General features: G+C 63.5%; 24 protein-coding genes. 9 read left to right on the forward strand and 15 right to left on the reverse strand.

The features are described 5' to 3' along the window. Positions 1-2 precede the first annotated feature (2 nt). Both HY17_RS11940 and hrpB read right to left on the reverse strand, forming a co-directional pair. Complete coding sequence (locus HY17_RS11940) at positions 3-491, reverse strand: GNAT family N-acetyltransferase (protein ID WP_034766758.1); 489 nt, start codon at positions 489-491, stop codon at positions 3-5. Then, positions 488-2929 (reverse strand): ATP-dependent helicase HrpB, encoded by a 2442-nt coding sequence (hrpB, locus tag HY17_RS11945; RefSeq protein WP_034766760.1) that lies wholly within the window; start codon positions 2927-2929, stop codon positions 488-490. The genes HY17_RS11940 and hrpB overlap by 4 nt, the downstream gene beginning before the upstream one ends. Positions 2930-3061: 132 nt before the next feature. Here hrpB and HY17_RS11950 point away from each other — a divergent pair, with 132 nt between their 5' ends. The 3 genes from HY17_RS11950 to HY17_RS11960 all read left to right on the forward strand — a co-directional run bounded on the left by HY17_RS11950 (position 3062) and on the right by HY17_RS11960 (position 6599). Beyond that, on the forward strand, positions 3062-4363 hold the full coding sequence (locus HY17_RS11950; protein ID WP_034766761.1) for a dicarboxylate/amino acid:cation symporter: 1302 nt from the start codon (positions 3062-3064) through the stop codon (positions 4361-4363). A gap of 113 nt (positions 4364-4476) precedes the next feature. Next, positions 4477-5280 (forward strand): phosphatase PAP2 family protein, encoded by an 804-nt coding sequence (locus HY17_RS11955; protein WP_034766763.1) that lies wholly within the window; start codon positions 4477-4479, stop codon positions 5278-5280. A 29-nt stretch (positions 5281-5309) separates the two neighbouring features. Further along, the gene (locus HY17_RS11960; protein WP_034766765.1) at positions 5310-6599 is read left to right on the forward strand and encodes an MATE family efflux transporter; all 1290 of its coding nucleotides are present in this window, start codon (positions 5310-5312) and stop codon (positions 6597-6599) included. Here HY17_RS11960 and HY17_RS11965 read toward each other — a convergent pair. Both HY17_RS11965 and HY17_RS11970 read right to left on the reverse strand, forming a co-directional pair. Continuing rightward, complete coding sequence (locus HY17_RS11965) at positions 6596-7648, reverse strand: quinone-dependent dihydroorotate dehydrogenase (protein ID WP_034766767.1); 1053 nt, start codon at positions 7646-7648, stop codon at positions 6596-6598. The two genes, HY17_RS11960 and HY17_RS11965, sit on opposite strands and share 4 nt — an antisense overlap. Continuing rightward, complete coding sequence (locus tag HY17_RS11970) at positions 7648-7998, reverse strand: DUF952 domain-containing protein (protein ID WP_034766769.1); 351 nt, start codon at positions 7996-7998, stop codon at positions 7648-7650. Before HY17_RS11970 ends, HY17_RS11965 begins: the two co-directional genes overlap by 1 nt. A gap of 72 nt (positions 7999-8070) precedes the next feature. On the opposite strand from HY17_RS11970, the gene HY17_RS20390 reads away from it, so the two are divergent. Further along, the gene (locus HY17_RS20390) at positions 8071-8493 is read left to right on the forward strand and encodes a DUF4112 domain-containing protein (protein ID WP_158531501.1); all 423 of its coding nucleotides are present in this window, start codon (positions 8071-8073) and stop codon (positions 8491-8493) included. Here HY17_RS20390 and HY17_RS11980 read toward each other — a convergent pair. Then, positions 8477-10501, reverse strand: a complete 2025-nt coding sequence (locus tag HY17_RS11980) for a hypothetical protein (RefSeq protein ID WP_034766771.1) — start codon at positions 10499-10501, stop codon at positions 8477-8479. The genes HY17_RS20390 and HY17_RS11980 overlap by 17 nt on opposite strands. Positions 10502-10677: 176 nt before the next feature. Here HY17_RS11980 and HY17_RS11985 point away from each other — a divergent pair, with 176 nt between their 5' ends. The 3 genes from HY17_RS11985 to HY17_RS11990 all read left to right on the forward strand — a co-directional run bounded on the left by HY17_RS11985 (position 10678) and on the right by HY17_RS11990 (position 13411). Beyond that, entirely contained in the window at positions 10678-11919 is a 1242-nt protein-coding gene (locus tag HY17_RS11985; protein WP_034766773.1) for an argininosuccinate synthase, read from the forward strand. An 18-nt stretch (positions 11920-11937) separates the two neighbouring features. Continuing rightward, a complete protein-coding gene (locus HY17_RS20005) occupies positions 11938-12867 on the forward strand; it encodes an HNH endonuclease (RefSeq protein ID WP_081813122.1) in 930 nt (309 codons plus the stop codon). A 112-nt stretch (positions 12868-12979) separates the two neighbouring features. Beyond that, the gene (locus HY17_RS11990; protein WP_034766775.1) at positions 12980-13411 is read left to right on the forward strand and encodes a hypothetical protein; all 432 of its coding nucleotides are present in this window, start codon (positions 12980-12982) and stop codon (positions 13409-13411) included. A 602-nt stretch (positions 13412-14013) separates the two neighbouring features. On the opposite strand, the gene HY17_RS11995 is transcribed toward HY17_RS11990, so the two are convergent. The 5 genes from HY17_RS11995 to HY17_RS12015 all read right to left on the reverse strand — a co-directional run bounded on the left by HY17_RS11995 (position 14014) and on the right by HY17_RS12015 (position 17504). After that, positions 14014-14703, reverse strand: coding sequence for a hypothetical protein (locus HY17_RS11995; protein WP_034767058.1), 690 nt, complete (start codon positions 14701-14703; stop codon positions 14014-14016). Positions 14704-14794: 91 nt separating this feature from the next. Beyond that, on the reverse strand, positions 14795-15823 hold the full coding sequence (gene ruvB, locus HY17_RS12000) for a Holliday junction branch migration DNA helicase RuvB (protein ID WP_034766776.1): 1029 nt from the start codon (positions 15821-15823) through the stop codon (positions 14795-14797). Then, the gene (gene ruvA, locus HY17_RS12005) at positions 15820-16440 is read right to left on the reverse strand and encodes a Holliday junction branch migration protein RuvA (RefSeq protein ID WP_112074146.1); all 621 of its coding nucleotides are present in this window, start codon (positions 16438-16440) and stop codon (positions 15820-15822) included. The genes ruvB and ruvA overlap by 4 nt, the downstream gene beginning before the upstream one ends. Then, positions 16437-16940, reverse strand: a complete 504-nt coding sequence (gene ruvC, locus HY17_RS12010) for a crossover junction endodeoxyribonuclease RuvC (RefSeq protein ID WP_034766778.1) — start codon at positions 16938-16940, stop codon at positions 16437-16439. The genes ruvA and ruvC overlap by 4 nt, the downstream gene beginning before the upstream one ends. A 72-nt stretch (positions 16941-17012) precedes the next feature. Then, positions 17013-17504, reverse strand: a complete 492-nt coding sequence (locus HY17_RS12015; protein WP_034766780.1) for a hypothetical protein — start codon at positions 17502-17504, stop codon at positions 17013-17015. A 175-nt stretch (positions 17505-17679) separates the two neighbouring features. Between HY17_RS12015 and HY17_RS12020 the strand changes: the two genes are divergently transcribed. Beyond that, a complete protein-coding gene (locus HY17_RS12020; RefSeq protein WP_034766782.1) occupies positions 17680-18537 on the forward strand; it encodes a hypothetical protein in 858 nt (285 codons plus the stop codon). A 6-nt stretch (positions 18538-18543) separates the two neighbouring features. Here HY17_RS12020 and HY17_RS12025 read toward each other — a convergent pair whose 3' ends face one another. From HY17_RS12025 to HY17_RS12040, 4 genes are all read right to left on the reverse strand, one after another. Further along, entirely contained in the window at positions 18544-19341 is a 798-nt protein-coding gene (locus HY17_RS12025) for a helix-turn-helix domain-containing protein (protein WP_034766785.1), read from the reverse strand. Between the two features lie 184 nt (positions 19342-19525). Beyond that, complete coding sequence (locus tag HY17_RS12030) at positions 19526-19996, reverse strand: DUF2269 domain-containing protein (RefSeq protein WP_051600039.1); 471 nt, start codon at positions 19994-19996, stop codon at positions 19526-19528. Then, positions 19996-21270 (reverse strand): SDR family oxidoreductase, encoded by a 1275-nt coding sequence (locus HY17_RS12035; RefSeq protein ID WP_034766786.1) that lies wholly within the window; start codon positions 21268-21270, stop codon positions 19996-19998. The genes HY17_RS12030 and HY17_RS12035 overlap by 1 nt, the downstream gene beginning before the upstream one ends. 28 nt (positions 21271-21298) lie before the next feature. After that, positions 21299-22399, reverse strand: coding sequence for an aromatic ring-hydroxylating dioxygenase subunit alpha (locus tag HY17_RS12040; protein WP_034766787.1), 1101 nt, complete (start codon positions 22397-22399; stop codon positions 21299-21301). Positions 22400-22598: 199 nt separating this feature from the next. On the opposite strand from HY17_RS12040, the gene lepA reads away from it, so the two are divergent. Next, entirely contained in the window at positions 22599-24404 is a 1806-nt protein-coding gene (gene lepA, locus HY17_RS12045; RefSeq protein ID WP_034766788.1) for a translation elongation factor 4, read from the forward strand. A gap of 3 nt (positions 24405-24407) precedes the next feature. Here the strand turns inward: lepA and HY17_RS12050 are convergent, their stop codons facing one another. Beyond that, positions 24408-24833: a helix-turn-helix domain-containing protein gene (locus HY17_RS12050; protein WP_034766789.1), complete on the reverse strand. Its 426-nt coding sequence runs from the start codon at positions 24831-24833 to the stop codon at positions 24408-24410. Positions 24834-24875 lie beyond the last annotated feature (42 nt).

Below are 24875 nucleotides of genomic sequence, written 5' to 3' on the forward strand. Positions count from 1 at the left end.
AGTCAGAGCGTCTTGCGCATCTGGATGAACCGACCGCCGCCATGCCAGAGCGGGCGGTCCTCCGCGATCTCAACTTCGAAACCCAGCCGCTTGTAAAGCGCCATCGAAGCCTCCAGCCCGTCCGTGGTTTCGAGATAGATCGAAGTCCAGTCCTGCGCTTCGGCATGTTTCATTGCTGCATCCAGCAATCTACCGCCGAAGCCCAGCCCGCGTGTTTCCGGCATCAGCACCACCCAGCGCAGCTGGCCGGCATCACCCCGGTCCACAATCGCCGCGCAGCCAACCGTTTCACCATCCATCTCGACGAACCAGACGCAGCTTCCGGGGCGCGAAGGAATGTCGGCTTCTCCCACCGTACGACGGACATGATCCAGGAAGTCGGCGCCGTAGTGATGCCCGCCTTCCTGCTCATAGCCGCGTCGATGCAGGTCGACGATGCGCTCGACATCGCCGTCCCGCCAATCGCTGCGGATGTTTATTTCTTTGCTCATGACAATCGCTTCTTCGTCCGGCCTTCGTGCGCGCGGGCATTCGCCGGATCGTCCGGCCAGTCATGCTTGGGATAGCGCCCGCGCATGTCCTTCGCCATATCCTTGTAGCCGCCCTGCCAGAAGGCGGGCAGGTCCTGCGTTGTCGCAACAGGTTTCATGCCGGGTGACAGCATTTCCACCGTAACCGGCACGCGGCCCCCAGCAATCCGCAAATGCTCCGTACACCCCCAGAAGGCCTGCGCCCGCGCCGAGAGGAGCGGAGCACGCGGATCGAGATAGTCGACACGCGCTGACTGTCCGGACGGCAGTTCCAGCGACAGCGGCGCGCCCGTGCGCAGCGCTTCCTGCACCTGCCAGCCGAGCGAAGCCACAAGCGCCTCGCGTACCTTGTGGTCCGCCGGCACCTGCCCCCCGGCCTTCTTCAGACATGGCAACAGCCAGTCCCCGACCGAGGCAAGCAGGCTTTCTTCGCTAAGGTTCTGCGCCTCCACCAGTCCCGACCGCTCCAGAAGGGAGATGCGCGACAGCGTCTCCTCCACCACCTCCCCTGCGCTGATGGCGGCTAAACCCTGCTCACGCACGGCATCCAGCATCGCCTTCGCGGCGACATTGGCTGACGGTTTCGGCAGCGGCGCTTCGGACAGGACGATGGCCCCCAGCGCCTTCACCCGCCGCGCCGTGAAACGTCCCGTCTTCGGATCAAATTCAGCGCGGTCTTCGCTGACCACATCGCTGCTCGCCAAGGCATCTGCCTTACTGATCGGCACGGCGAGCGATATGCGCGCTTCTTTTGAAGCACCGCCAAGATCGGCCACGACCAACCAGTCCGATTTCGCCAGCGGATCATTTTCCGGCAGGGCCGCCGCCCGTCCCGAGGCGAGCAGGTAAGTGCCCGCACTGCCGGGCCGCTTGCGCGCCACCTCGTCCGGCCAGGCACGCGCCAGTAGTTTCGCAAGATCACCCAATGGCGCGGCCCCCTTGCCCCAACTCTTCGCCTGCTGTTGCAGCACGCGGGCGCGCGGCGAGCGTTCCTGCCGGAACCGGGCGAGTCGCTCGCGCAGATCGATGGATGTTCCGCCTACGCCTCGTTCTCCGGCGAGCGCCGCGACTTCGGCAGCCAGTGAACGTTCTCCGCCCTCCGCCCCGGCGACAAGCGCCGCCAGCCGCGGCGATAATGGCAGGCGCGACATCTCCGACCCGAGCGGTGTGAGCCGCCCGTCTTCATCCACCGCACGCAGGGTCACCAACAGGTCAACAGCGGCCTTCAGGCGGCCTGCCGGCGGCGCATCCATCCAGGTGAGGTTCGCTGCGTCCCGCTCACCCCATTCGGCGAGTGTCAGGACAAGACCGGACAGGTCGCTCGACAGGATCTCCGGCACGGGCGCGGGCATCAGACCCCGCGTGGCTTCCTCGTCCCACAGGCGGTAGCAGACGCCCGGCTCAAGCCGCCCGGCACGGCCCCGGCGCTGATCAACCGAGGCGCGCGACGCCCGCACGGTGCTGAGCCGCGAGCCAAGCCCGCCGATATTGTCTTCCGCGACCCGGGACAGGCCGGAATCGATCACGATCCGAACGCCCTCAATGGTCAGCGCGCTTTCGGCAATGTCCGTTGCCAGAACGATCTTGCGCTTGCCCTCCGGCGCTGGCTGGACAGCAGCATCCTGCTCAGCCGGGCTGAGCGTCCCGAACAAGGGCGCCACGATCACATCCGGGCCAAGCCCACCCAGCCGCTCGGCCGTGCGCTGGATTTCGCCCGCCCCCGGGAGGAAAGCGAGAACAGATCCGTCCTCTTCCCTGAGCGCCCGCCGGACGGCCGCCGCCATCCGGTCCTCGATACGGTCCTCCGACCGGCCAAGGTATCGCGTCTCCACCGGGAACATCCGGCCTTCACTCTCCACGACGGGCGCATCAAACACTTTGGATACACGGGCTGTATCCAGCGTTGCGGACATGATCAGCAGCTTCAGGTCGTCTCGGAACGCCGCCTGGCTTTCCAGCGCCAGAGCGAGTCCAAGATCCGAATTCAGCCTCCGCTCGTGAAATTCGTCGAACAGGATCGCCCCCACACCCGTCAGTTCCGGATCGTTCAGGATCCGCCGGGTAAACAGGCCATCCGTGATGACTTCGACTACCGTGTCGGCCGAAACTTTCCGGTCCACACGTGTGGTCAGGCCCACGCGCTTGCCGAGTGGCTCGCCAAGGCTTCTCGCCATCTGCTGCCCCGCCATGCGCGCCGCGATACGGCGGGGTTCCAGCATCAGGATGCGCCCGGTTACCACCGCAGGCAGGTCCAGGAACCCTGCCAGAGAAAGGGGCACGCGGGTCGTCTTGCCCGCCCCTGGCGGGGCAGCCAGCACAAGCCGCGGCGCCTCGCCAAGGCGGGCAGAAATGTCCCCCAGCACCTCATCTATCGGCAGGGAAGCGCGAATATTTGCCATCCCTTGCCGCAATAAGGCCGCCCCTGCCCCTCTGGCAAGCACTGGCGGTCCGATTACAGTGCCGGACAAAGCCCCAATTGCGTTCCCATGATCTCCTCCCTAGGGTCTGGCCAACTTTTGAGGGAGCTGTGGATGAAGTGGTGGTTTGAAATTGACCTGTGGAAGCGCGTGATCGCTGCACTGGTGCTCGGCACAATCGCTGGCATAGGGCTGCGCGCCGGTCTGGGTCCCGATGCGGCTGCGATTTTCGCGACTGACTGGGTCAAATGGCTGGGAGACCTGTTCCTTCGCCTGATCCGGATGCTGGTTGTTCCGCTTGTCTTCTTCACCCTCGTGTCCGGCATGATCGCCATGGGCGATCCGAAGCGGCTTGGCAGCCTCGGCCTGCGCACGATCGGCCTCTATTTCGGCACCACCGCCATCGCCGTCACGCTGGGCCTGATCATGGCCACCCTCTTCCAGCCGGGCGCCAGCCTGTCGCCGGAAATGTTCGAAGGCGTCGATGGCAGCGCGATGCAGAGCATTGCCGAAAAAGCGGATCAGGCAGGCGGCTTCGTCGAACGCTTCCTCGCCATCGTGCCAACCAACCCGTTCGAAGCCCTCGCGAACGGCGACATCCTGCAGGTCATCTTCTTCGCCATCCTGTTCGGTGTCGGCATCATGATCGCCGGGGATTTGGGCAAACCGGTTGCCGCCTTCTTCGACGGCGCCGCCGAAGTGATGATGAAAGTCACCGAATTCGTGATGGAAACCGCCCCGTTCGGCGTGTTCGCCCTGATGACCTGGGTGCTGGCCACGCAGGGCCTCGGCATCCTGCAGAGCCTCGGCGTCCTCGCCATCGCGCTCTACCTCGCCTGCATTCTGCACATCATGATCACTTATGGCGGGATCATCAAATTCGTGCTGCGCCTTCCGCTGATGCCTTTCTTCCGCGGCGTCACTGATGCGCAGGCCGTCGCCTATTCGACCTCGTCTTCCAGCGCGACCCTGCCGGTGACCATTGCCTGTGCCGAAGAAAACCTGGGCGTCGACAAATCCATCGCGGGTTCCGTCCTGCCGCTGGGCGCCACGATCAATATGGACGGCACGGCTATCTATATTGGCATGGTCGCCCTCTTCGGCGCGCAGGCGCTCGGCGTTGAGGTCACGCTTGGCCAGTATGTTCTGGTCGCCCTGATGGCAACGCTGGTCTCGATCGGCGCTGCGGGGATCCCCAGTGCAGGCCTGCTCCTGTCCGGCATGGCCCTGCAACAGGTCGGCATTCCGCAGGAAACCGCCTATCTCGTCATCGGCTTCATCCTGCCCTTCGACCGGCTGCTCGACATGATGCGGACCCTTACCAATGTGACGGGGGATGCCACCGTTGCGACTGCCGTTGCCAAATGGGAAAACGAGTTCGACTACGACATCTATATCGCCCGCGATCCGGTTTGACCTTTTCCAGTTCTGCCCTTGGGCCTATGCTCAAGGGCAGTATCGGGGTTGAATTCGGGCGATGAGGGACTTCCCGTGTTGCGTATGACATTGACAGGAAAGCGCGCGCCCGCGTGAGACGGCGGCCCCGCACCGTTCCGACCTTTGGCAGCCGCCAGCTTGGCTGGGCGGCGGGCGTGGCCATCCTTGTGCTCGTTATCCTCACCGCAGGCGCCGCCGGTTTCTGGCCCCTCGCCCCGATAGACCACCTGGTCGACAATCTGGTCGATGGCGCACGCGGCGGGTCACTCTACGATCTGATGCTTGTCGTCACCGCATTGGGGGACGGCCTGTTCCTGACGCTGGCGGCCGTGGTCACCGTTGCGTCCTTCCTTTTCACCGGCGCCCGCTGGCGGGCCATGTGTTACACGCTCTGCTTCGGGTCGATGCCGGTCGTGGTGCACACGATCAAGCTCTGGATCGCCCGGCCCCGCCCCTCGGATATTCCGTATACGGGCGTTGACATGTTCAGCTTCCCGTCCAGCCATGTCGCCCATTCTGCGCTGATCTATGGCGCCATTGCCGGGCTGACCTTCGTCACCTTCCGCGGCTGGATGCGCTGGGGCCTGACCGGATCTTTCCTGCTTCTGGTCGCGATGATCGGGGTATCGCGCATGTATCTGGGCGCCCACTGGTTCAGCGACGTGCTGGCAGGATACGCCTTGGCGGGCCTGTTCCTCGTCATGCTGGCCATTGCCGTAGCCAAGCACCCTGAGCCGCCGAAATTCTCGCGCGGCATCCCCATCGCCCTGTTCGTGATCGCCGCCGCTTTCCCGATTTACCTGAAGGTCTCGCTACCGGATTCCGATGCCCTTTACCGTGCCATCGAACTGCACCAGCGTCCCAGTGCGCCGGCAGACGCCCCGCCCTCGCCCTGAGGCGCAAAGCGGTCTAAACCCCGCCTCCCATGCTGACCCGCCAGAAGACCCTGCAGCTCGCCCTGCCGATCATCGCCGCCCAGGCGGCAACCGCTACGACCGGCCTTGTCGACACAGCTGTCATGGGCCGGTTCGGCGACAAGGCAGACCTCGCCGCGGTGGCTATCGCCGCCGTCGCCTACAGTTTCATCTACTGGGGCTTCGGCTTCCTGCGCATGTCGACCACGGGCCTCTCCGCACAGGCGGCAGGCCGGGACGATGAAGCAGAAAAGCGCGCCGTCCTCTTGCGCGCCCTGTCACTCGGCGGCGCCATTGGCCTCATCCTTTTGATCCTCTCCTCGATCCTGAAACCACTCGCCTTCGCGGCCTTTGCCAGTACCGACCATGTGGAGACGTTGGCCGGAGCTTATTTCGATGCGCGCATCTGGGGTGCACCGGCCTACCTTATGGGACTCGCGGTGACCGGCTGGATGCTGGGCACCGGCAAGACCGGCCAGATGCTCGCCTTCCAGATCATCATGAACACGGTGAATGCCGGGCTGGACACCTGGTTCGTCGCCGGTCTCGGGCTGGGCCCGGCGGGCATCGGCGCAGGCACAGCGATTGCGGAATGGACGGCGCTGCTCTTCGGCCTGGCGCTGGTCTTGCCGGCCTTCCGGGGTGCAGCGCCGCTGTTCGACCGCGCACGTCTTGCGGCCCTGTTCGGCGCCAACCGGGACATCATGATCCGTACGCTGGCGCTGGTGCTCTGCTTCGGCTGGTTCGTCAGATCGGGCACGCTGATCTCCACCGCAGTCACGGCGGGCAACGAGGTCCTGCTACAATTCATCACCGTCGCGGCCTTTGTGCTCGACGGGTTCGCCTTCGTCGCGGAGAAGGAAGCCGGGGAAGCCTATGGCGCCAACAGCGCGCCGCGCCTCGCCCGCGCCATGCGGCTGACAACGGAATTTGCCTTGATTGCCGGGCTCGCCTTCGCCCTCCTTTATTTCTTCGGCGGCGGCTGGGTGATCACGACCTTTGTGCGGGATGTCGAAGCGCGCGATGCCGCGCTCGCCTTCCTGCCTTATTGCGCGCTGGTGCCGCTGATCGGCATTGCGCCCTGGCAGCTGGACGGCCTGTTCCTGGGCACCACGCAAGGCCGGGCCCTGCGAAATGCCGGCGTCGCCGTCGCCGTGCTCTATATCAGCACAGACCTGATCCTACGTCCGCTCTATGGCAATACCGGTGTCTGGACCGCGTTCCTGCTGATGTATCTCTATCGCGCCGCCGCGCTGGGCATCTATGTGCCCGGCCTGTTCCGGCGGCTGCAGACGGCCTAGAGGTCCGTCCCGACTGCCTCGGCCAGCGTCGCGAACCCATCCGCCTTCAGCAGGGCGGGCAGGCCCTTGTTGATGCTCTGTGCGAGGCCCGGACCTTCATAGACCATGGCGGAATAGAGCTGCACGGCATTCGCCCCGGCACGAATCTTGGCATAGGCGTCCGCCGCGCTGGCGATGCCCCCTGCCCCGATCAGGTCAAATTCACCCTTCAGGGCGCGGGCAAAGGCCGACAGAACCTCCGTGGACGGCACCATCAGCGGTGCGCCTGAGAGCCCGCCCGTCTCACCTTTGAGGGAACTCTTCAGCGTGTCCGGCCGGGCCAGTGTCGTGTTCGACACGATCAGGCCCGACAGCCATGCGCCCGGCCCGCGTACGACGTCCACGATGTCGGCAATCGCCTGCTCGTCGAGATCAGGCGCCACTTTCAGGAAAACCGGCTTGCTCGCCCGGTCTGCCGCGCCGCACGCTGTCAACAGCGCCTCCAGCGAGGCCCGGTCCTGCAGGCCGCGCAGGCCCGGCGTGTTGGGCGAGGAAATATTGATCGTCACATAGTCCGCATGCGGGGCGACGACTTCGATGCCGGTCACATAATCCGCGATCCGGTCCTCACTGTCCTTGTTCGCGCCGACATTCGCGCCAACCGGCACTTCGCCGCGATAGGTTTTCAGATTGCGGACGAAATAGTCGAGCCCCGCATTGTTGAAGCCCATCCGGTTGATCACGGCCCGGTCTTCATTGAGGCGGAACAGACGCGGTTTCGGATTACCGGGCTGCGGGCGCGGGGTGACCGTGCCGCATTCGACAAAGCCGAACCCGAACTTCGCCATCGCATCCGGCACGTCGCAATTCTTGTCGAACCCGGCGGCCAGCCCGACGGGCGATGGCAGTTTCAGGCCGGACTTCGGAAGCACCGTTTCCAGCGCCGGGTCAGCCAGCGGCGGATTCAGCGGCACGCCAAGGCGCAGCTTCAGCGCCCGGATGGTGGCCGTGTGCGCCGCTTCCGGCGGCAGCAGTTTGACGATCTCCGCGCCGAGGTCGGTCAGACTCATCAATAATCCTCCGGAAAGCGGAGCGCCCCGTCCGCCCCCCTCATCAGATGCCAGACGACCTCGGCCAGCGACACTTCAAGCGGTGCATAGAGGTGCGGGAACATCTGCCCGCCCCGGCTCGGTTCCCATGTCAGTGGCGGCAGGTCCGCGACCGCGAAGCGCAACAGGCGCACGCCCTCTGCGCCGGCAAAATGCAGCCGTGCGGTCTCCGTCACCTGCTCCCGCGTCGACAGGTGAACATAGCCGTCCTTTTCATCGACTTCAGCACAGGTCACGCCCACGGTCGAAGCAGCCTGCCAGTCGGCGCCGGTCAGCAATTTGTAGACATGGGTTTCGCTGGTTTGGCTCATGCCCGCTATTCAGCAGGCTTTGCGCGGGCTGGCAATTGCGGCAAGCTTGCCGGACTTCGCGGGGAGACGCAGATGGCCAGGAAACCAACGGAAGAAGAAATCCGCGCCATGCTGCTGCCGAACGGGCGCACGATTGGTGAGGAACTTGCCGCGCTGGACGCGGTGTCACGCCTGCTCGATTCCCGCTTCGGCATGATGGGCGTGAATTTCGGCCTCGATTCGGTGCTGGGCCTTGTGCCAATTGCCGGGGACGTTGCCACCGGCGCAGCTGGCCTGCACGCCCTCGTCACGGCATGGCGGCTGAACCTGCCGGTGTCGGCATCAATCGGGATCGTCTGGAACCTTGTCTTCGACACAGTGCTGGGGTCTGTCCCGGTCGCGGGCGATGTCTTCGACATCTTCTTCCAGTCAAACCGGAAGAATTTCCGCATCGTGCAGAAGCATCTCATCCACCGGGCCGAGGCCCATGCAGCTTCGGTCAGGACGCGGAATTAGGCAGGCTGGCGGTCGTTACCTTCACCACATCGGTCGCGCGGGCGAGGGTCCAGCCGCCTTCGGGCGCCTGGCAGGCGGCAAAGCGGCCGCGCTCCTGTCCGGCAAAGGCATAGGCCACATCCCGGCACATGACGCTGACTGTCACCGGCGCCTGCTCGGTCACCACACGGGTCACCTGGCTAACACCCGGCGTGTAGGTGACGGTGCGCACAGTGGACTGGCCCATCTCACGGGAAACAGTCCGCTCAAGGACGATGGTCAGTGTGCGGCCATCCGGCGTGATGATCGCCTGTTTCGATCCGTCGGCGCCATTGTCGAGAATATTGCGGAAGGCCTGGCGCACAAGGTCCATATCCTCGGTCGGCATCGGCTCGGCCGCCGTACGCTCGATCCGACCGGCGAGGAAGGCTTCCGGCGTCTGCAAGCTGGTGGTGTCGGCCATGTTGCGGACATCGGTTTTGCTGGCAGTCAGCGCGGCCGGCGCCTTGCGCGTCACGGTCTTGCCTTCGTCCGGCGAATAGGAGGCGCGGATCAATTGGGCTGGTTTTTGAGGCTTGTAGGAGGCCGGCACAGGCACCGGGCCTTCATAGGCCGTGAAGACGATGGGTTCTGGCTTCGGCGCCGGGGCGGCTTTCGGTTCGGCCGGCGCGGGCGCGGCAACCTGTTGCACGCGCGGCTGCTGCGCGCGCTGTTCAGCCAATAGTTTCTCGGCGGCCAGACGGTCGGCGGCGGCCTGCGCAGCAACCTGTTCCAGACGGCGGGCTTCGGCAGCATCGGCCTCTGCCTGCGCCTTCAGCGCCGCGAGACGGAGACGCTCGGCCTCCCGTGACTTGGCAAGCTCGAAGACTTCCTGACGGGCGGCGGCTTCGGCGGCTTCACGGTCGGCCCGCAGTTTTGCAAGGCGCTGCGCATCCAGATTGGCAAGGCGCTGGGCCTCGGCATCAGCCTCAGCAAGGCGTTTGGCTTCAAGATCTGCGAGGCGCTGGGCTTCGGCTGCGGCGGCGGCCTGACGCGCGGCCTCAAGGCGGGCGAGCCGGCCGGCTTCGACCTCAGCCACGCGGGCCGCTTCGGCATCGGCGAGGCGCTTGCGTTCGGCTTCCTCAGCAAGGCGGGCCTCTTCGGCAGCAGCAGCCGCGGCAGCCTCCTCTTCCGCCACGCGGGCGGCTTCGGCATTTGCGATGGCTTTGGCGGCGCGCAGGCGGGCTTCTTTCTCGGCGGCCTCCTGGGCGAGCTTCGCTTCGGCTTCCATCTCGGCCTTGCGCTCGGCCAGCATGTCGGCGACGCCCTGGTAATTGAACCAGGCTTTCGGCGCGGCGGGCTCGGCGGCGCTGGCGAGTGCCACGGCAGACGCCCCGCCCGGCTTCAGCGCCGGGGCGAGTGCGCCGGTTTCACGCGTGCCGGAGACATTTCCGTCGGTCTTGTCGTTATTCTTCAGAGCATTCTGCGCGGCCAGCACGGAGAGGCCGGCGAGCCCCAGGATCGCAAGCCCTGCAAAGGCCAGCTGAGAGACATCACCCATGCGGGAAGAGACGTCTTCATGCCCCTCATGTTCGGCGACCTGCGGGCGGACCTCGGGACGGGCCGTAGCCGCCGCGGCTGCCGGAACAATCGCCGGAGCCGGTGCGCGGCGCTCTTCTTCCTTGCGGGCGGCGACTTCCTCGATGACCGAGACCAGTTCCTCATCGCTCGGCGGGGCTTTTACCTCGGCCGCCGGAACCTCGACCACGGATGCGGCGCGGATGCGTTCAGCCTCGGCCCTGGCGACCGCCTCCGCCTTCGCGGCAGCTGCTGCCTCTGCCCGCCGGCGGCGGGCCTCGTCGCGGACCGCATCGGCGGCGCGGCGGCTTTCCGGCGTGCTGGAGGCGCCTGGCCGGTAGAGAATGCCGGAATCAATGGCGAGCGTGGACTGTGGCCGCGCCGCCTGGCGCGCCATCAGCCGGGCCCGGAAAGACCCAGCGTCAGCGGCCTTGCTGGCCGCCCCGTTTCCGTCGTTTTGCCTGTCGATCATGACCTTAACCCCACAGTGCAGACGATTAACCTGCCCTCTAAGTTACGGTAAACGATTAATGTAACGAAAACCATGGCGCATCGAAAGCAACTCGATAGCGGCTCCCCGCTTGTCACGGGCCAGCCGTCGCCTTAATGCAACAGCCTCAAGCTGCAGCGCTCAGGGAAAAATTCTCCATGTCCACGCCGAAATCCGCCCCGAAAAAGGTCGTTCTTGCCTATTCCGGGGGTCTAGACACCTCGATCATCCTGAAATGGCTGCAAACCGAGTTCGGCGCAGAAGTTGTGACTTTCACGGCAGACCTCGGACAGGGCGAGGAACTGGAACCGGCGCGCAAGAAAGCGCTCGCTGCCGGTGTGAAGCCGGAAAACATCTTCATCGAGGATGTGCGCGAGGATTTCGTGCGCGATTACGTCTTCCCGATGTTCCGCGCCAATGCCGTCTATGAGGGCGTCTACCTGCTCGGTACGTCCATCGCCCGGCCGCTGATCGCCAAGCGCCAGATCGAGATTGCCGACATGGTCGGCGCCGACGCCGTCTGCCATGGTGCCACCGGCAAGGGAAACGACCAGGTCCGCTTCGAGCTTGGCTATTACGGCCTGAACCCGGACATCAAGGTCATCGCCCCCTGGCGCGACTGGGAGTTCAAATCACGGACGGACCTCTTGAAATTCGCCGAATCCCACGGCATCGAGATCGCCAAGGACAAGCGCGGCGAGGCCCCCTTCTCCGTCGATGCAAACCTGCTGCACTCCTCCTCGGAAGGCAAAGTGCTGGAAGACCCGGCCCAGCCCGCGCCGGAATTCGTCCATATGCGCACGATCTCCCCGGAAGAGGCGCCGGACGAGCCGGAGATCATCACCATCGGTTTCGAAAAGGGCGATGCTTGTTCGATCAATGGCGAGGAAATGTCCCCGGCGACGCTGCTGACCGCCCTCAACGCCTATGGCAAGAAGCACGGCATCGGCCGGCTGGACCTGCTCGAGAACCGCTTCGTCGGCATGAAGTCCCGCGGCATCTATGAGACGCCCGGCGGTACGATCCTGTTGGTCGCCCACCGCGGTATCGAACAGGCAACGCTCGACCGCGGCGCCGCGCACCTGAAAGACGAGCTGATGCCGAAATATGCAGAGCTCATCTATAACGGTTTCTGGTGGAGCCCGGAGCGCGAAATGCTGCAGGCCGCCATCGACCACTCGCAGCGTTTCGTCACCGGCGAAGTGACGATCAAGCTCTACAAGGGCCAGGCCTACCTGATCGGCCGCTCCAGCCCCTATTCTCTGTACTCAGAGAAAATCGTCACCTTCGAAGACGACCACGGCGCCTACGACCAGAAAGACGCGGAAGGCTTCATCCGCCTGAACGCGCTACGGTTGCGATTGCTGGCAGGGCGTGACCGGAAGTTCGGGAAGAACTGACCACTCGAGATTACTCGGATGACCAAGGCAATTCTCATTCAGAAATCTTCCTCCAGATATGATGATGATGTGGGAAGTCGGTATCATTTTTCCAGCTACCATCTTGATAGTATGGAAAAAGTCGCTGGTGACTGGGTCGTGTTCTACACACCCGTGAAAGATCTTGGCGTTAGTCCTGAAAATCGAGGGTGTTATTTCGCGACAGCGCAACTTGGTGAAATTACGCCCGATCCAACGCTTGACGAGCATTACTACGCATCAGTGCTCAGTAACACCTACGCCGACTTCGCTCAGCCTATCCCAAGGGTTGTAGACGGGACTTATATCGAGCCCGCTTTGGCCGGCAAAAACGGTTCTGCGAATAGCGGTGTTTCCCAAAAATCCGTTCGACATATTTCAAACGAAGTCTTCGATCGGATTATTGGTCTAGCTTGGCCCGATACCCAAGTTGAGCTACCTCGGACAGGCGAGAAAGATCATGGGCGCTCAAGTGGTGTAAAAGAAGATCAACTCGGCTTTGAGCACGAGGTAGATAGAAGAATTATCGAACAACTCCTGAATCGGAAAGTCCGCGATCCTAGGTTTCGAACTGCAGTACTTCACGCATACAACAAACGTTGCGCAATTACTGGCTGGAATTTCGTAAATGGGGGAGGCCGAGCGGAAGCCGAAGCTGCACATATCCGACCCGTCGAACACGGAGGGTCAGATAGAATATGCAACGGCCTAGCCTTATCCGGAACTATCCATTGGATGTTTGACAGGGGACTAATAGGCATCGCGGCCAACGATGACATTCTCATTTCAAGAAAAGTGAACGACAAAGGCAGCATCGAAAGACTTATCAATCCAAGTCGGAAATTAGTGCGCCCATCCAGACCAGAACATCAACCACATCCCGAATATTTGCGCTGGCACCGTGAATTCCACAAACTTGAAGCGGCTTAGGACCACTGGACCAGCTACTCGGTAAATCTTGTCCAACTGTGCCACAAGCTGGTCTTGCCCTCCCACCCCTCCCCTGCCATCCTCAACCCGCAGCCAAGCGGAGGGGAGACCGATGGCGAAGATCCCGACGGACGAGCGCCTGCTGGCGGAGATCTACAAGCGCTATGAGCGCGCCTTTGGCGACTTCTCCGACGAAAACAAGACCCGCTCCACAAAGATCTGGGTGCCGATCGATATCGATGTGCTGGCGAGGCGCTTCCGCTGTGACCCGGACCTGGTCTTCGGTCGGCTCTATTATCACATGAACGCCAAATACGGCTCGCACACCGGCGATGGCGACAGTGTGAACATGTTCTCCCTGCGCATCGGGGGCGACCGCCACTGCGTGAACTTCCCCCTGCTGGCCAGCGTGCTGGCGGATCTGCAGGAAGACAAATCCCGCTTCCGTATTTCCACCCGGATGGCGGCACTGTCGCTGATCGTGTCGGCGGCCTCCATCCTGATCGCGATCTTCTGGAAAGGCGGCGCCGTCATGCTACCCTGACGCGTGGGGAGAGATGATCTCCAGCCCCACATCGTCATCTGCCCTCCTCCCCACCGTTGCTGGAGATCAGCGCGCGATCTGCACTCTCAATCCAACACATAAACCTTCCCGGCCATTCGGCGGGTCTTCTCGGGGCGGGGGCCGGCCGGTACCGTTCGGTTTGCTTTGGGGAGGATTGGAGAGATGGGTTTGCACCCGGGGTAACGGCCGGGGCAAGTCTAGAGATTCCGGTCGAGTGGGGGGTGAAGGGACTTCGAAAGATCAGAAATTGATCCGGCGGATCAATTTCCTCGAGAAGGCCTTGAGCGACAGCGAAAGGCATGCCCGCCGCCCTGCGCTTACGCTTTGGGCCTGTTCCGGGAAAACGCGCCACTGGCGCGTTTTCTGGTCCTTCGCTGACCGAGCTCTCCAGTCGGCGCGGCAGGCGGTAACGCTCCACTCCTTAGCCTATTTCTTGACACCAGGTGGAGCGCCACGGCGCCCGCTGCGCCAAGGGTCCATAGGGGCCGACTGTTCTGTAACCGGATGGCTATGGGGCCAGTCCGGATCAAAGTGCTGAGCGCAGGGTCGTCACTGCCACGAAAACCGGGATCACCCGGCCTTCATGGCAGCACGCACACGTCCCCACGCTGAACATAAGGCTTGTTGCATTCCCAGCGTTCTTCCATGTATCCGATGTGGGCATTCTCCGGCACGTTCAGCGAGACGCAGGAATCGCCTGACGCGATGTAGCCGCGCTCGCACTTCCAGCCAGGGCCAGACCGTTCGGAGCTCAGATAGCCATGTTCCGGCACGATGATCTCGGCGCAGGTATTCCTGACGGCCTTGTAGCCGCGCTCGCACGCCCAGCCGTCATTATAGCTGAGTCCGCTGAGATAGCCGTTTTCCGGCACATCAACCGGCTGGCATTCGCCGTCTTTCGCTTCATAGCCGCGCTCGCAGCTCCACCGGACACCGGAAGGCTCCAGAAAGGCATGATCGGGCACATCCACAGGAACGCAGGCTTCGTCAATTCGCTCAAACCCGAACATGCAGACCCAGCCACGGCCAAACGACCGGTTGTTCAGATAGGCATTGTCAGGCAACTGAACACCTATGCAAGCGCCATCCTGTTCCTGGAACCCGTCATCGCATTTCCAGCCCGTATTATAGGAATTGGCGGTTGCGTTGTCCGGCACGGTGTTTTCCGCTGTTGCGGCACCAGCAAGAAGGAAAGCCACCAATACTGCGCACAGCAATGCAAAGGCTCCCGACCGGAGCTGCGTCCGGGCGGTGAAGGTCTGGCGAAGCATGGAGGTTCCTTTCGGATCACGCGGCAGAAAAGCCGCAATCTTCATCCTCGCGCGCCAATAGTGTTCAAATTGTGTCTGGTGGCCGAATGACCTATTTCTCGCCGAACAGGCCGGATTGCTGGCCGCCCGGCACCGGAAGGCCGAGCCGTTCATAGGCGAGCGGCGCCGCGACGCGCCCGCGCGGCGTGCGGGCAACATAGCCGCGCTGCATCAGGTAAGGCTCAATCACGTCTTCCACCGCATCGCGCGCCTCTGACAGCGCTGCGGCCAGTGTCTCCACGCCCACCGGCCCGCCGGCATAGGTGTTCACGAGGGCATGCAGGTAGCGCCGGTCAAGCGCATCGAGGCCGTCGCTGTCGATCTCCAGCCGCTTCAGCGCGCTGGCGGCGCTCTCCCGGTTGATCGCGTCGCCGGCGGCCTCGGCAAAGTCGCGCACACGGCGCAAGAGGCGCAGCGCAATCCGCGGCGTGCCCCGCGCACGGCTGGCGATCTCGACGGCGCCTTCCTCCGTGATTTGCGCATTCAGTTTGCGCGCCGCCGCCATGACGATACGGCCAAGCTCTTCCGGCTCGTAGAATTCGAGCCGCACCGGAATGCCGAACCGGTCGCGCAGCGGCGTCGCCAACAGGCCCGCGCGCGTGGTAGCGCCGACCAGCGTGAAGGGCGCAAGGTCCAGCCGCACGGATCGGGCCGATGGCCCCTCCCCGATCACGATGTCGAGGGCATAGTCTTCCATGGCGGGATAAAGGATTTCCTCCACGACCGGCGGCAGGCGGTGAATCTCGTCGATGAACAGGACATCGTTCGGCTCAAGATTGGTGAGGATCGCGGCCAGGTCGCCGGCCTTGGCGATGACGGGTCCTGACGTGGCGCGGAAACCAACGCCCATTTCCCGGGCAAGGATCTGCGCCAGCGTCGTCTTGCCGAGGCCCGGCGGGCCGAACAGCAACACATGATCCAGCGCCTCAGACCGACCGCGCGCGGCCTCAACATAGACCTTGAGGTTCGCCTTCGCCTTGCGCTGGCCGACATAATCCTCAAACGTCTGAGGACGGAGCGCCCGGTCCAGCGCGTCGCCGCCCTGTGCGTTCGGATCCGAAAGAGACCCCTCGCGGCTCATTTCGCAAGTTCCTTGAGCGCCGCCTTGACCAGCACACCAACCTCGTCACCGGCGTTTTTCGCAACACCCGCCACGGCCCGCGCCGCATCGGACTGGGAATAGCCGAGATTGACCAGCGCCGAGATCGCCTCGCCCCGGGCGCCGGTCGCCGCGGCCACAGGCGCGCTCGCCATGCCTGCGGCACTGGCGGCCTCGAACTTGCCGAACCGCCCCAGCGGCGGCGCCTTGCCGGATAAGTCGTGCACAATCCGCTCGGCCAGCTTCTTGCCGACCCCCTTTGCGCGCTCCAGCACTTTGGCATCGCCGAGCGCGATCGCATCCATCAGTTCCGCCGGCGTGATCGCATCGAGGATCGCCATCGCGGCCTTGCCGGCCACGCCATGGACATCCTGCAGACGGACGAACCAGGCGCGCTCTTCATCCGTACCGAAGCCGAACAGTGTGATGGAATTCTCCGTCACCCGCGTTTCGACATGAACGGTGATCTTCTCCCCCGCATGTGTGCGCGAGAGCAGCCGCGTGCCCGCCATGCAGACATAGCCGACACCGTTCACGTCCACGAGCAAGTGATCCGTGCCGAGACCTGCAACCTCGCCGACAAGCCGTCCGATGATCATGCCGCGCCCCGCTTCATGTCAGCCGGCAGATGGTGCGCGGCGCAGATGGCGCAGGCCAGCGCATCGGCAGAGTCAGATTTCAGGTCCGCCGCCTTGGGCAGGAGGCGCTTCACCATGAACATGACCTGCTCCTTGTCCGCCGTGCCGGTACCAACGACGGCGAGTTTGATCTTGCGGGGTGCAAATTCAGCGACCGGTACGCCGCCCATGGCGAGGGCTGCCATCGCTGCGCCGCGCGCCTGGCCGAGCTTCAGCGCCGAGCGCGGGTTGGCATTGACCAGCGTCTCCTCCACCCCGGCGGCGGTTGGCTGGTGATAGCGGGCGAGTTCGCCCACGGCCTCGAAGATGCCGCCCAGGCGTTCTGCCATCTCCAGCTTCGGATCCACCGAGATCACGCCATGGGCAATATGCGTCAGCCGCATGCCAGCAAGCTCGATCACGCCCCAACCGGTATGGCGCAGGCCCGGGTCGATACCGAGAATTCGAATCGTGTGAGTCATCCAGCCACGTATCGCGGGTGTTGCTTAACGAAGCGCTACTGTATTCTCTATTTGTTCACTCCCGCAAGGCCATCAGAGTTCGTCCTTGCAGCTCGTGAACAGGCCGGAATCGCCTGCGGCACTGCGCAGGTGAAACTCCTGAGTCTTCTGCCCGGCCTTTACCGTCATCGGCGCTTCGCCATAACTGCCAAGCGACACACGGGTAAGGATCGTGGACAACGCCTCTTCAGAGACGCCACCAGAGACAAGACCCGGATATTCGGCCGGCTTCGGCTTAGTTGCCGGCGCGACGGAAACCGATGTGCCATCCCCAAAATCGAAAGACACCGGAGCACCAACCGGCACATCGTCAAAGGCATCGGCCACCACGACATATTTGACACCGGTCGGGGTCGCCATGAAATTCATCAATGGGGGAGCCTCGCCCAGCCAGAGCATGCAGTAAGGCGTATTATCAGGCAGTTTCTGCGGATCGGCCGTCGCACCCCAGGACTGGGCCTGCGCCGACAGGGATACCAGCGCCATGCCGGCAACAATGGCGGATGACTGCTTCAGGTTGAACATTGGCACGACCTCCCTCGCTTTTCCGGCATCTGAACCTCGCCCGCCGCGGCGGTCAAGCGGGCACTGAGGACGCCAGACTGCTGCTGCGGCGGAATATAAGTTGCGAATGCTTCTCATTTCGGGCAGGAGGGGCGCAGACACATTTTTCCGGATACCGAAGGAGCCCTGCACGGCCATGGACATCAAGATCAAACGCTGGACGCATCTCGGCCTCGGCGCCGCCCTCATGACCACGACGGCCTTGGCCAGCTGCGGTGAGCCCGCCGCTAAGGAAGAGCCTGCGACCAGCGAACAGCCTGCAGCCGGCGCCCCCAGCCAAGCCGACGTCGAAGCGAAGCTGGACGAAGTGAACGGCGCGGCATCCTCCTCCGGCGAAGGCGAAGGCGGTGTCGCCATTGAAGCCGCCCTCACCGATCCGGTTGTTTACAACATCGCGCTCACGGTAGCAGAGGCCCACGTCCTGGCCGCCCGCGATGCCTATCGTGACGGCGAAGCGCAGGCCGCCGGCGAAATGTTTGCCCACCCGGTGTCCGAAGTCCTGTTCGACATGGAGCCGGTGTTCGAGGCGCGCGGCGTATCCGATTTCACCGACCAGTTCCTGGAAGCCTCCGCCGCCGTGTTCGCTGGCGCCAGCGTCGAGGACATCAATGCCCGCACAGCGACCATTATCGCCACGCTGCGCACGGTCGCCGGCAATGCCCCGGACGATGGCTCCAGCCCATCCAGCATCACCACCGGTGTGGTCGCCGACATGATCGACCGCGCCACCAAGATGTATCGCCTCGCCATGGAGTCGGAATTCTACGAACCCTATCTCGATGGCTACGGCTTCTACACGGCGGCGAAAGACCAGTTCGAAGAGGCTGAGGTCGCCATCGAAGCCGAGAACCCGGATGCGGCCGAAGCCATCCGCGGGGCGCTGACCCTGCTGGACGAAGCCTATCCGACCGCTGCCCGGCCGGACACTCTGGATGCAGACGTCTCCGCCCTGACGGTCGCGGCGTCTGAGGTGTTTCTCGCAACCGGCAACTAGGCGCTATTACGAACTCTTCCGGAAGGATCCGGGCGAGACGCCCAGGCGCCGCCGGAACATGTATCCAAAGCTCGACGGGCTGGCATAGCCGAGATCGTGCGCCACATCCGCAACCGCCTCCCCCTTCTCCAGCCGCTCCATGGAATGCAGCAGGGTGAGGTTGGTTTTCCACTGCGTGAACGTCATGCCGGTCTCTTTCCGGAAGAGACGCGCCAGCGTCCGTTCGCTCGCCCCGGCTTCTCGCGCGAGTTCCGCGATACCGGCATACTGACCGGGCGCATCGATCAGGATCCGCATGACCCGCGCCAGCCGCGGCTCCTTCGCCACCGGCAGAAACAGTGAGGCAAATTCCTGATCCGCGAATTCGTCAAGCGTCACCTGCGCCAGTCGTGCGGCGGGACTGTCCGCCTCATAATCGTTGCCATATCGCATGGCGCGCTCCAGCAGCGCTTCGAGGAACGGCGTGACTTTCACGACCCCTCCGTTGGGCGTCAGCTGCCCGGCACAGGCTTGATCGATGAACAGGATGCGGGCCGCCACCGAGCCGTGGGAGTAGATTTCGTGATGCATGCCCGGCGGAATCCACAAGGCGAACCCCGCCGGAACCAGCCAGGTGCCTTCCGGCGTAACGATCCAATAGGCGCCGCTCGTGGGACAGACGATATGCCCGCGATCATGCGCGTGGGCGGCGACGCGGTGCGCTCCATCCTTCTCAACAGCCAGGGACAGAATCGGACGTGAAGGGTCATGAACGTCCCCAAGGTCCTGTGGCGGGTTCAAATCTGGCAGGTTTTCGACATTCATTGGCGTTTCCTGAATACCGCACTCATCTCAGGAGCGGCAAGAATTGTCACGCTGAAGGTCAATTCTCGCACTTTTTGACCAATACGCAGGCTGGGTGGGGGTGATGCGCCCAGATTCAATTGAGTCAGGATGCCATCATCCCCTTTCCGGCTCCCGGCAGGGTCCGCTAAATCTGACAAGATAATCAGAAGGCCGGGCGGGCAACCATCAGCCAGAGAATCGCGAGCACGGCGAAGAAAGCCGGGAAGCCGCAGGCAAACCAGATCCGGTAAAGACGGAAGTAGCGCTCCGGCAGCGGCGCGCCCGTCTCCGCCGCGTCGCGCGCAAGATCGCGCAGCTTGTGCTGGATCCAGACGACCGGCAGCCAGAACAGACCGGTGAAGACGTAGAGCCCCAGCGCCGCGACGATCCAGCCCTGCGTCAGCGGCCAGCCCATTTCCATGGCCAGCAGCGCGCCTGTGATTGGCTGGGCCACCACCGCGGTCGCCGTGAACAGCCAGTCCGCAATCACGACAATGGACGCCGTGTGCGCAATCAGCCGCGCATCGCGTGTGCGGTGCGCCATCACCATGAAGAAGGCGATGCCCGCGCCAGTGCCAAGCAGGACCGTCGCTCCGATAATGTGCGTCCAGCGCAGGAAATGCATCCACTCCATCAGCGCGCCTCCGTCAGGGTCCAGACAGTCAGGGTCAGCGCGATGGCCGGAAACACCTTCACCATCGGCCCCAGCGGATCAGCCCAGAGATGGGGCGCAAGGACCGCGCCGCCTGCAAGATAAGCGAGGCTGACAAACACAGCGGCCAGCGCGGCCGCGCGCGTCAGCGGCCGGATCAGCAGCGCTGCGCCGATGGCGATGTCGGCAACCCCACCGCCGAGAACGAACGCTTTCGCGAGCGCTGCGGGCATCTCCGGCCCGAAGACGGCCATGGCTGAAGACTGCTGCGTCCAGCCGATGACGCCGGAGACGATCCAGAAAGCCGACAGGATAAATAGCAGGAAAGGATAGAGCAGCGCGGTGCGCGCATAGGTCCGCTCCTGCACCGTGGAAGGCAAGGCCGACAGCGTGTCAGACAGGTTTCTCACCGGCCATTGCTCTGCGTTTCCCGTCACCCCCTTCCCCAGGACTTTCAGGGACGTTGTCCGCAGCGCTGGGCGCCAGCCAAGCCAACCGGCAAGATCCCCCAGCCGCGCGGTGAACGCGCCCAGAAAGTATGGTGCACGGATCACCGCCCTTGGCGGGGCAAAGCCGAGCCAGGACCGGATGGCAAGGATCAGGTCTTCAAGGCGTGCGGGCTCGGAGGAAAGAAGGTCTGCATCCACCTCCGTCAGCCCCTTCTCGACCGCCCGGACGACAGCGCCGGCCACATCGTCCACATGCACGGTGCGGATATCTGCATCCGCCAGCATGACCGGCTGGACCAGCGGCACGGCGGCCAGCTGGCGCAGCAGGCTGGTGCCGCCATAAGCCTGAGGCGACAGGACAAGGCCGGGGCGGAAAATAACCCAGTGCACGCCGCTCGCCTTCACGGCAGCGTCGCCTTCGGCCTTTGACCGGTAAAACACCGTATCCGAACTTGTTGAAACGCCGGGGGCGGAAATCTGGACAATCTGCCGGACACCCGCTGGCTTGCAGGCAGCCGCCATGGCCTGCACGGAATCGCGCTGGACCGCCATGACGCGATCATTCATGCCGTCCTGAAGCACGCCGGCCGCGTTGATCACAACGTCCATGCCGGCCAAAACGTCCATCCAGCCGGCTTCCTCCGTCATCTGAGAAAGGTCGCGCGCAACCCAGTCCGCCTGTGGTGCAGCGGCGCAGCCCTTCGCGGCTGAGCGGCCAAGCCCGGTCACCTCATGCCCGGCGGCCAGCAAGGCTTTCGTGATTGAAAGGCCGATCAGGCCGTATCCGCCAAGGACAAGAATTTTCAAATTGTCCCCCTGCCTGAAGCGAGCCGCCTTAGCTCATCCAGCGGAGCGTGCGCGGTTCGATCGGATTGTTGAACTCACGCTCTTCGGTGCGCGCCTCGGTCCATTCGCGTTTCAGGCGCTGGTACCATTTCGCCTGCACGTCGATGTCGTCGATCCACAGCATCGCTTTCTGGTGCGCCATACCCTCATTCTGGAGGTTCACCATCGTGCCGTCCTGATCGAGGAATTTCTTGCCCGCAGGCTTCGCAATCGGAATGGCGAGGTTCAGCAGCGGCGCGCCCGTCCACCAGGTGAACTGGGTGATGCGCGTCTTCTTCGGCGCTTCCGGGGTCAGGCAGGTCAGCGTCAGCAGGCGCGCAGTGTCGTTGGAGACGATCTCCCAGCGATAGCCGGGCAGCTGGAAACGGATTTCCGTCTGCACGTCGCCGCCGAAGATCCAGCGATAGAGTTTCGAATTGGACGAGGGCGAGTGCCGATCGATGGCCCAGCCGCGCTCGGTCGGCACGAAGGGCTTCTCTTTCAGCTTCAGGCCCGCCGACGGCGGACGCCACCACCACTGATTATGCACGAAGGGCACATGCGCCGGATCCATCAGGCCGACGACGGCATCGTCCATATGTGCGTTGAACACATCGTGAATGATGAATTTGGGCTTCGCCGGCAGCGGCCCGAAATCTGGCGGCGACACGGCGGGCTCGCCCTCGAAACGCGGATTATGCGCGACGTAGAGATAGACCGCCCCATTCGCCTCATGCACCGGATAGCGGCGCACCTTCACCTTGGAAGCATCATAGGGCGAATCCGGCGTCAGGCTCGGCATCAGCTTGCAGCCGCCATCGGTGCCGAAGCGCCAGCCATGATACGGGCATTGCAGCGCCCATTCACCGTCGGTCTCCAATTGCCGGCCGGCCGACAGCGGCACAAGGCGGTGCGGACAGATATCTCGCAGGGCGAACGGCTCGCCCGCCGGGGTGCGGCCCACGACGACCGGCTCGCCCAGAACCATGATGCGCTGCTGCTTTCCGGCCTTCAGCTCTACCGAGGGCGCGGCGAGATACCAGCAATCCGTGAGGAAGCCGTCTTCGGTGATGCCGGTCTTGGCCGGTGAGGAGTGCTGTGTGTCAGCCATGATCCCCCTTACACCGGCAAAAGTGCAGCGGAAACCCGGTGAGGCACGTAGTTAGTCCGGTACAGTCATGGCGTCGTCGTACCCAAACACCCTCTTGGGCTGCGATTGAGGGCAACATTTCGTCTGGCGCGGGCCGCTGCGCGACGCGCCCAGCCAAAGCCCTCTTCCCGCCCCGCTCTGGCACCGCTATATCGCGCGAATGACACCTCGTGACAAAATCCGGAATTTTTCCATCATCGCCCATATCGACCACGGCAAGTCGACGCTGGCGGACCGCCTGATTCAGACCTGCGGCGGCCTGACAGACCGGGAAATGAAGGAACAAGTGCTCGACTCGATGGACATCGAGAAGGAGCGCGGGATCACCATCAAGGCCCAGACAGTGCGCCTGAACTATACGGCGAAGGATGGTGAGACATACGTCCTCAACCTGATGGACACGCCCGGACACGTCGATTTCTCCTATGAGGTCTCCCGCTGCCTTGCCGCCTGTGAAGGCGCACTGCTCGTGGTCGATGCCTCCCAGGGCGTGGAAGCCCAGACGCTGGCGAACGTCTACCAGGCCATCGACCAGGACCTCGAAATCGTGCCCGTGCTCAACAAGGTGGACCTACCGGCAGCCGACGTGCAGCGCGTGAAGGACCAGATCGAGGACATTATCGGCCTCGACGCCTCCGATGCGATCGAAACCTCCGCCAAGACGGGCCTTGGCATTACCGACGTGCTGGAAGCGATCGTCACCCGCCTGCCCCCGCCGGAATCCGGCGATGCGGACGCGCCGCTCAAGGCAGCGCTGGTCGATGCCTATTATGACCCCTATCTCGGCGTCGTCGTGATCGTGCGCGTGCATGACGGCGTGCTGAAGGCCAAGCAGAAGATCCGCATGATGCGGACCGGCGGCACATATGAGGTCGACAAGGTCGGCACATTCAATCCGAAGCTCACCGAAGTTGACACACTCGGGCCCGGCGAAGTCGGCTATTTCGTCGCTTCGATCAAGGAAGTCGGCGACACGGCCATCGGTGACACGATCACCGAAGAGCGCCGCCCGGCCGAAAAGGCCTTGCCCGGCTATAAGGAAGTCCAGCCAGTCGTTTTCTGCGGCCTTTTCCCAATGGATGCAGGCGACTTCGACGATCTGCGTGCCGCAATGGGCAAGCTGCGTCTCAACGATGCCTCCTTCACCTGGGAGATGGAAACCAGTGCGGCGCTCGGCATGGGCTTCCGTTGTGGCTTCCTTGGCCTCCTGCACCTCGAAATCATTCAGGAGCGCCTCAGTCGCGAATTCGACCTCGACCTGATCGCGACGGCCCCGTCCGTGGTCTACGAAATGACGATGACCGACGGCACCGAGATCGAGCTGCACAATCCGGCCGACATGCCGGAAGTGACCAAGATCAAGGAGATCCGCGAACCGTGGATCAACGCGACGATCTACACGCCGGACGAATATCTGGGCGCGATCCTGAAACTCTGCCAGGACCGACGCGGCATCCAGACCGAACTTTCCTATGTCGGCGGGCGGGCGCTGGTAAAATACGAACTGCCGCTGAACGAGGTCGTGTTCGACTTCTATGACCGCCTGAAATCCATCAGCCGCGGCTATGCCAGCTTCGACTATGAGATCATCGGCCACCGCGCGGAAAACCTCGTCAAGCTGCAAATCCTCGTTAATGACGAGCCGGTCGACGCCCTCGCCATGCTGGTGCACCGCGACCGGGCTGAGAGCCGGGGCCGCCAGATGTGCGAACGCCTGAAAGACCTGATCCCGCGCCAGATGTTCAAGATCCCGATCCAGGCTGCGATCGGCGGCAAAGTGATCGCGCGCGAAACGCTCAGCGCCCTGAGAAAAGACGTGACGGCGAAATGCTATGGCGGCGATGCCAGCCGGAAACGGAAACTGCTCGACAAGCAGGCCGCCGGTAAAAAGCGCATGCGCCAGTTCGGCAAAGTGGAAATCCCGCAGGAAGCCTTCGTCGCCGCCCTGCGGATGGATGGGGACTGATCCCTACTTTCCGGGCGCCGCACTCGCAGGTGCGGCAATCCTTCCCACCGTGGCCGCCCTCAGGATCCGGCGGAAGCTCGGGCATTCCATATGGCTGGGTGCGCGGCACGCAGAAGCGTGGCGCAGGCCGTCGCGCATGGCGGTCAGCTGGCGGATTTTCTCATCCAGTTCGTCGGCCTTCTCGATCAGGCGCTTCCGGTCGATCCGCGGCCCGTCCGGTGACATCATTGCGGCGATCTCGTCCAGCGTGAAACCGGCCGCCCGGCCGAGGGCGATAAGGCCCAGTTTCTCGAACACGCCCGGATCAAAGGTTCGCTTCAGGCCGCGCCGCCCGTTTGAGGCGATCAGCCCTTTTTCTTCATAATATCGAAGCGTCGAGGCCGGCACGCCGGACTGTTTTGCGACCTCTGAAATATCCGGATCTTTCATGCTTGACCTCAAGCTGGCTTGAAGTGGCAATGTGCGCCTATC

This window comes from Hyphomonas sp. CY54-11-8, assembly GCF_000682735.1.
Taxonomy (GTDB): domain Bacteria; phylum Pseudomonadota; class Alphaproteobacteria; order Caulobacterales; family Hyphomonadaceae; genus Hyphomonas.

What these genes read in the sequence shown, in the direction of transcription:
- lepA (WP_034766788.1), top strand. Translation starts at nt 22,599, where the DNA reads ATGACACCTCGTGACAAAATCCGGAATTTTTCCATCATCGCCCATATC.
- HY17_RS12040 (WP_034766787.1), bottom strand. Translation starts at nt 22,399, where the DNA reads ATGGCTGACACACAGCACTCCTCACCGGCCAAGACCGGCATCACCGAA.
- HY17_RS11985 (WP_034766773.1), top strand. Translation starts at nt 10,678, where the DNA reads ATGTCCACGCCGAAATCCGCCCCGAAAAAGGTCGTTCTTGCCTATTCC.
- HY17_RS11960 (WP_034766765.1), top strand. Translation starts at nt 5,310, where the DNA reads ATGCTGACCCGCCAGAAGACCCTGCAGCTCGCCCTGCCGATCATCGCC.
- ruvB (WP_034766776.1), bottom strand. Translation starts at nt 15,823, where the DNA reads ATGAGCCGCGAGGGGTCTCTTTCGGATCCGAACGCACAGGGCGGCGAC.
- HY17_RS11940 (WP_034766758.1), bottom strand. Translation starts at nt 491, where the DNA reads ATGAGCAAAGAAATAAACATCCGCAGCGATTGGCGGGACGGCGATGTC.
- HY17_RS11995 (WP_034767058.1), bottom strand. Translation starts at nt 14,703, where the DNA reads ATGCTTCGCCAGACCTTCACCGCCCGGACGCAGCTCCGGTCGGGAGCC.
- HY17_RS11990 (WP_034766775.1), top strand. Translation starts at nt 12,980, where the DNA reads ATGGCGAAGATCCCGACGGACGAGCGCCTGCTGGCGGAGATCTACAAG.
- HY17_RS11970 (WP_034766769.1), bottom strand. Translation starts at nt 7,998, where the DNA reads ATGAGCCAAACCAGCGAAACCCATGTCTACAAATTGCTGACCGGCGCC.
- HY17_RS11965 (WP_034766767.1), bottom strand. Translation starts at nt 7,648, where the DNA reads ATGAGTCTGACCGACCTCGGCGCGGAGATCGTCAAACTGCTGCCGCCG.
- HY17_RS12030 (WP_051600039.1), bottom strand. Translation starts at nt 19,996, where the DNA reads ATGGAGTGGATGCATTTCCTGCGCTGGACGCACATTATCGGAGCGACG.
- HY17_RS12015 (WP_034766780.1), bottom strand. Translation starts at nt 17,504, where the DNA reads ATGTTCAACCTGAAGCAGTCATCCGCCATTGTTGCCGGCATGGCGCTG.
- HY17_RS11950 (WP_034766761.1), top strand. Translation starts at nt 3,062, where the DNA reads ATGAAGTGGTGGTTTGAAATTGACCTGTGGAAGCGCGTGATCGCTGCA.
- HY17_RS11980 (WP_034766771.1), bottom strand. Translation starts at nt 10,501, where the DNA reads ATGATCGACAGGCAAAACGACGGAAACGGGGCGGCCAGCAAGGCCGCT.
- HY17_RS20390 (WP_158531501.1), top strand. Translation starts at nt 8,071, where the DNA reads ATGGCCAGGAAACCAACGGAAGAAGAAATCCGCGCCATGCTGCTGCCG.
- HY17_RS12020 (WP_034766782.1), top strand. Translation starts at nt 17,680, where the DNA reads ATGGACATCAAGATCAAACGCTGGACGCATCTCGGCCTCGGCGCCGCC.
- ruvC (WP_034766778.1), bottom strand. Translation starts at nt 16,940, where the DNA reads ATGACTCACACGATTCGAATTCTCGGTATCGACCCGGGCCTGCGCCAT.
- hrpB (WP_034766760.1), bottom strand. Translation starts at nt 2,929, where the DNA reads ATGGCAAATATTCGCGCTTCCCTGCCGATAGATGAGGTGCTGGGGGAC.
- HY17_RS12025 (WP_034766785.1), bottom strand. Translation starts at nt 19,341, where the DNA reads ATGAATGTCGAAAACCTGCCAGATTTGAACCCGCCACAGGACCTTGGG.
- ruvA (WP_112074146.1), bottom strand. Translation starts at nt 16,440, where the DNA reads ATGATCATCGGACGGCTTGTCGGCGAGGTTGCAGGTCTCGGCACGGAT.
- HY17_RS20005 (WP_081813122.1), top strand. Translation starts at nt 11,938, where the DNA reads ATGACCAAGGCAATTCTCATTCAGAAATCTTCCTCCAGATATGATGAT.
- HY17_RS12050 (WP_034766789.1), bottom strand. Translation starts at nt 24,833, where the DNA reads ATGAAAGATCCGGATATTTCAGAGGTCGCAAAACAGTCCGGCGTGCCG.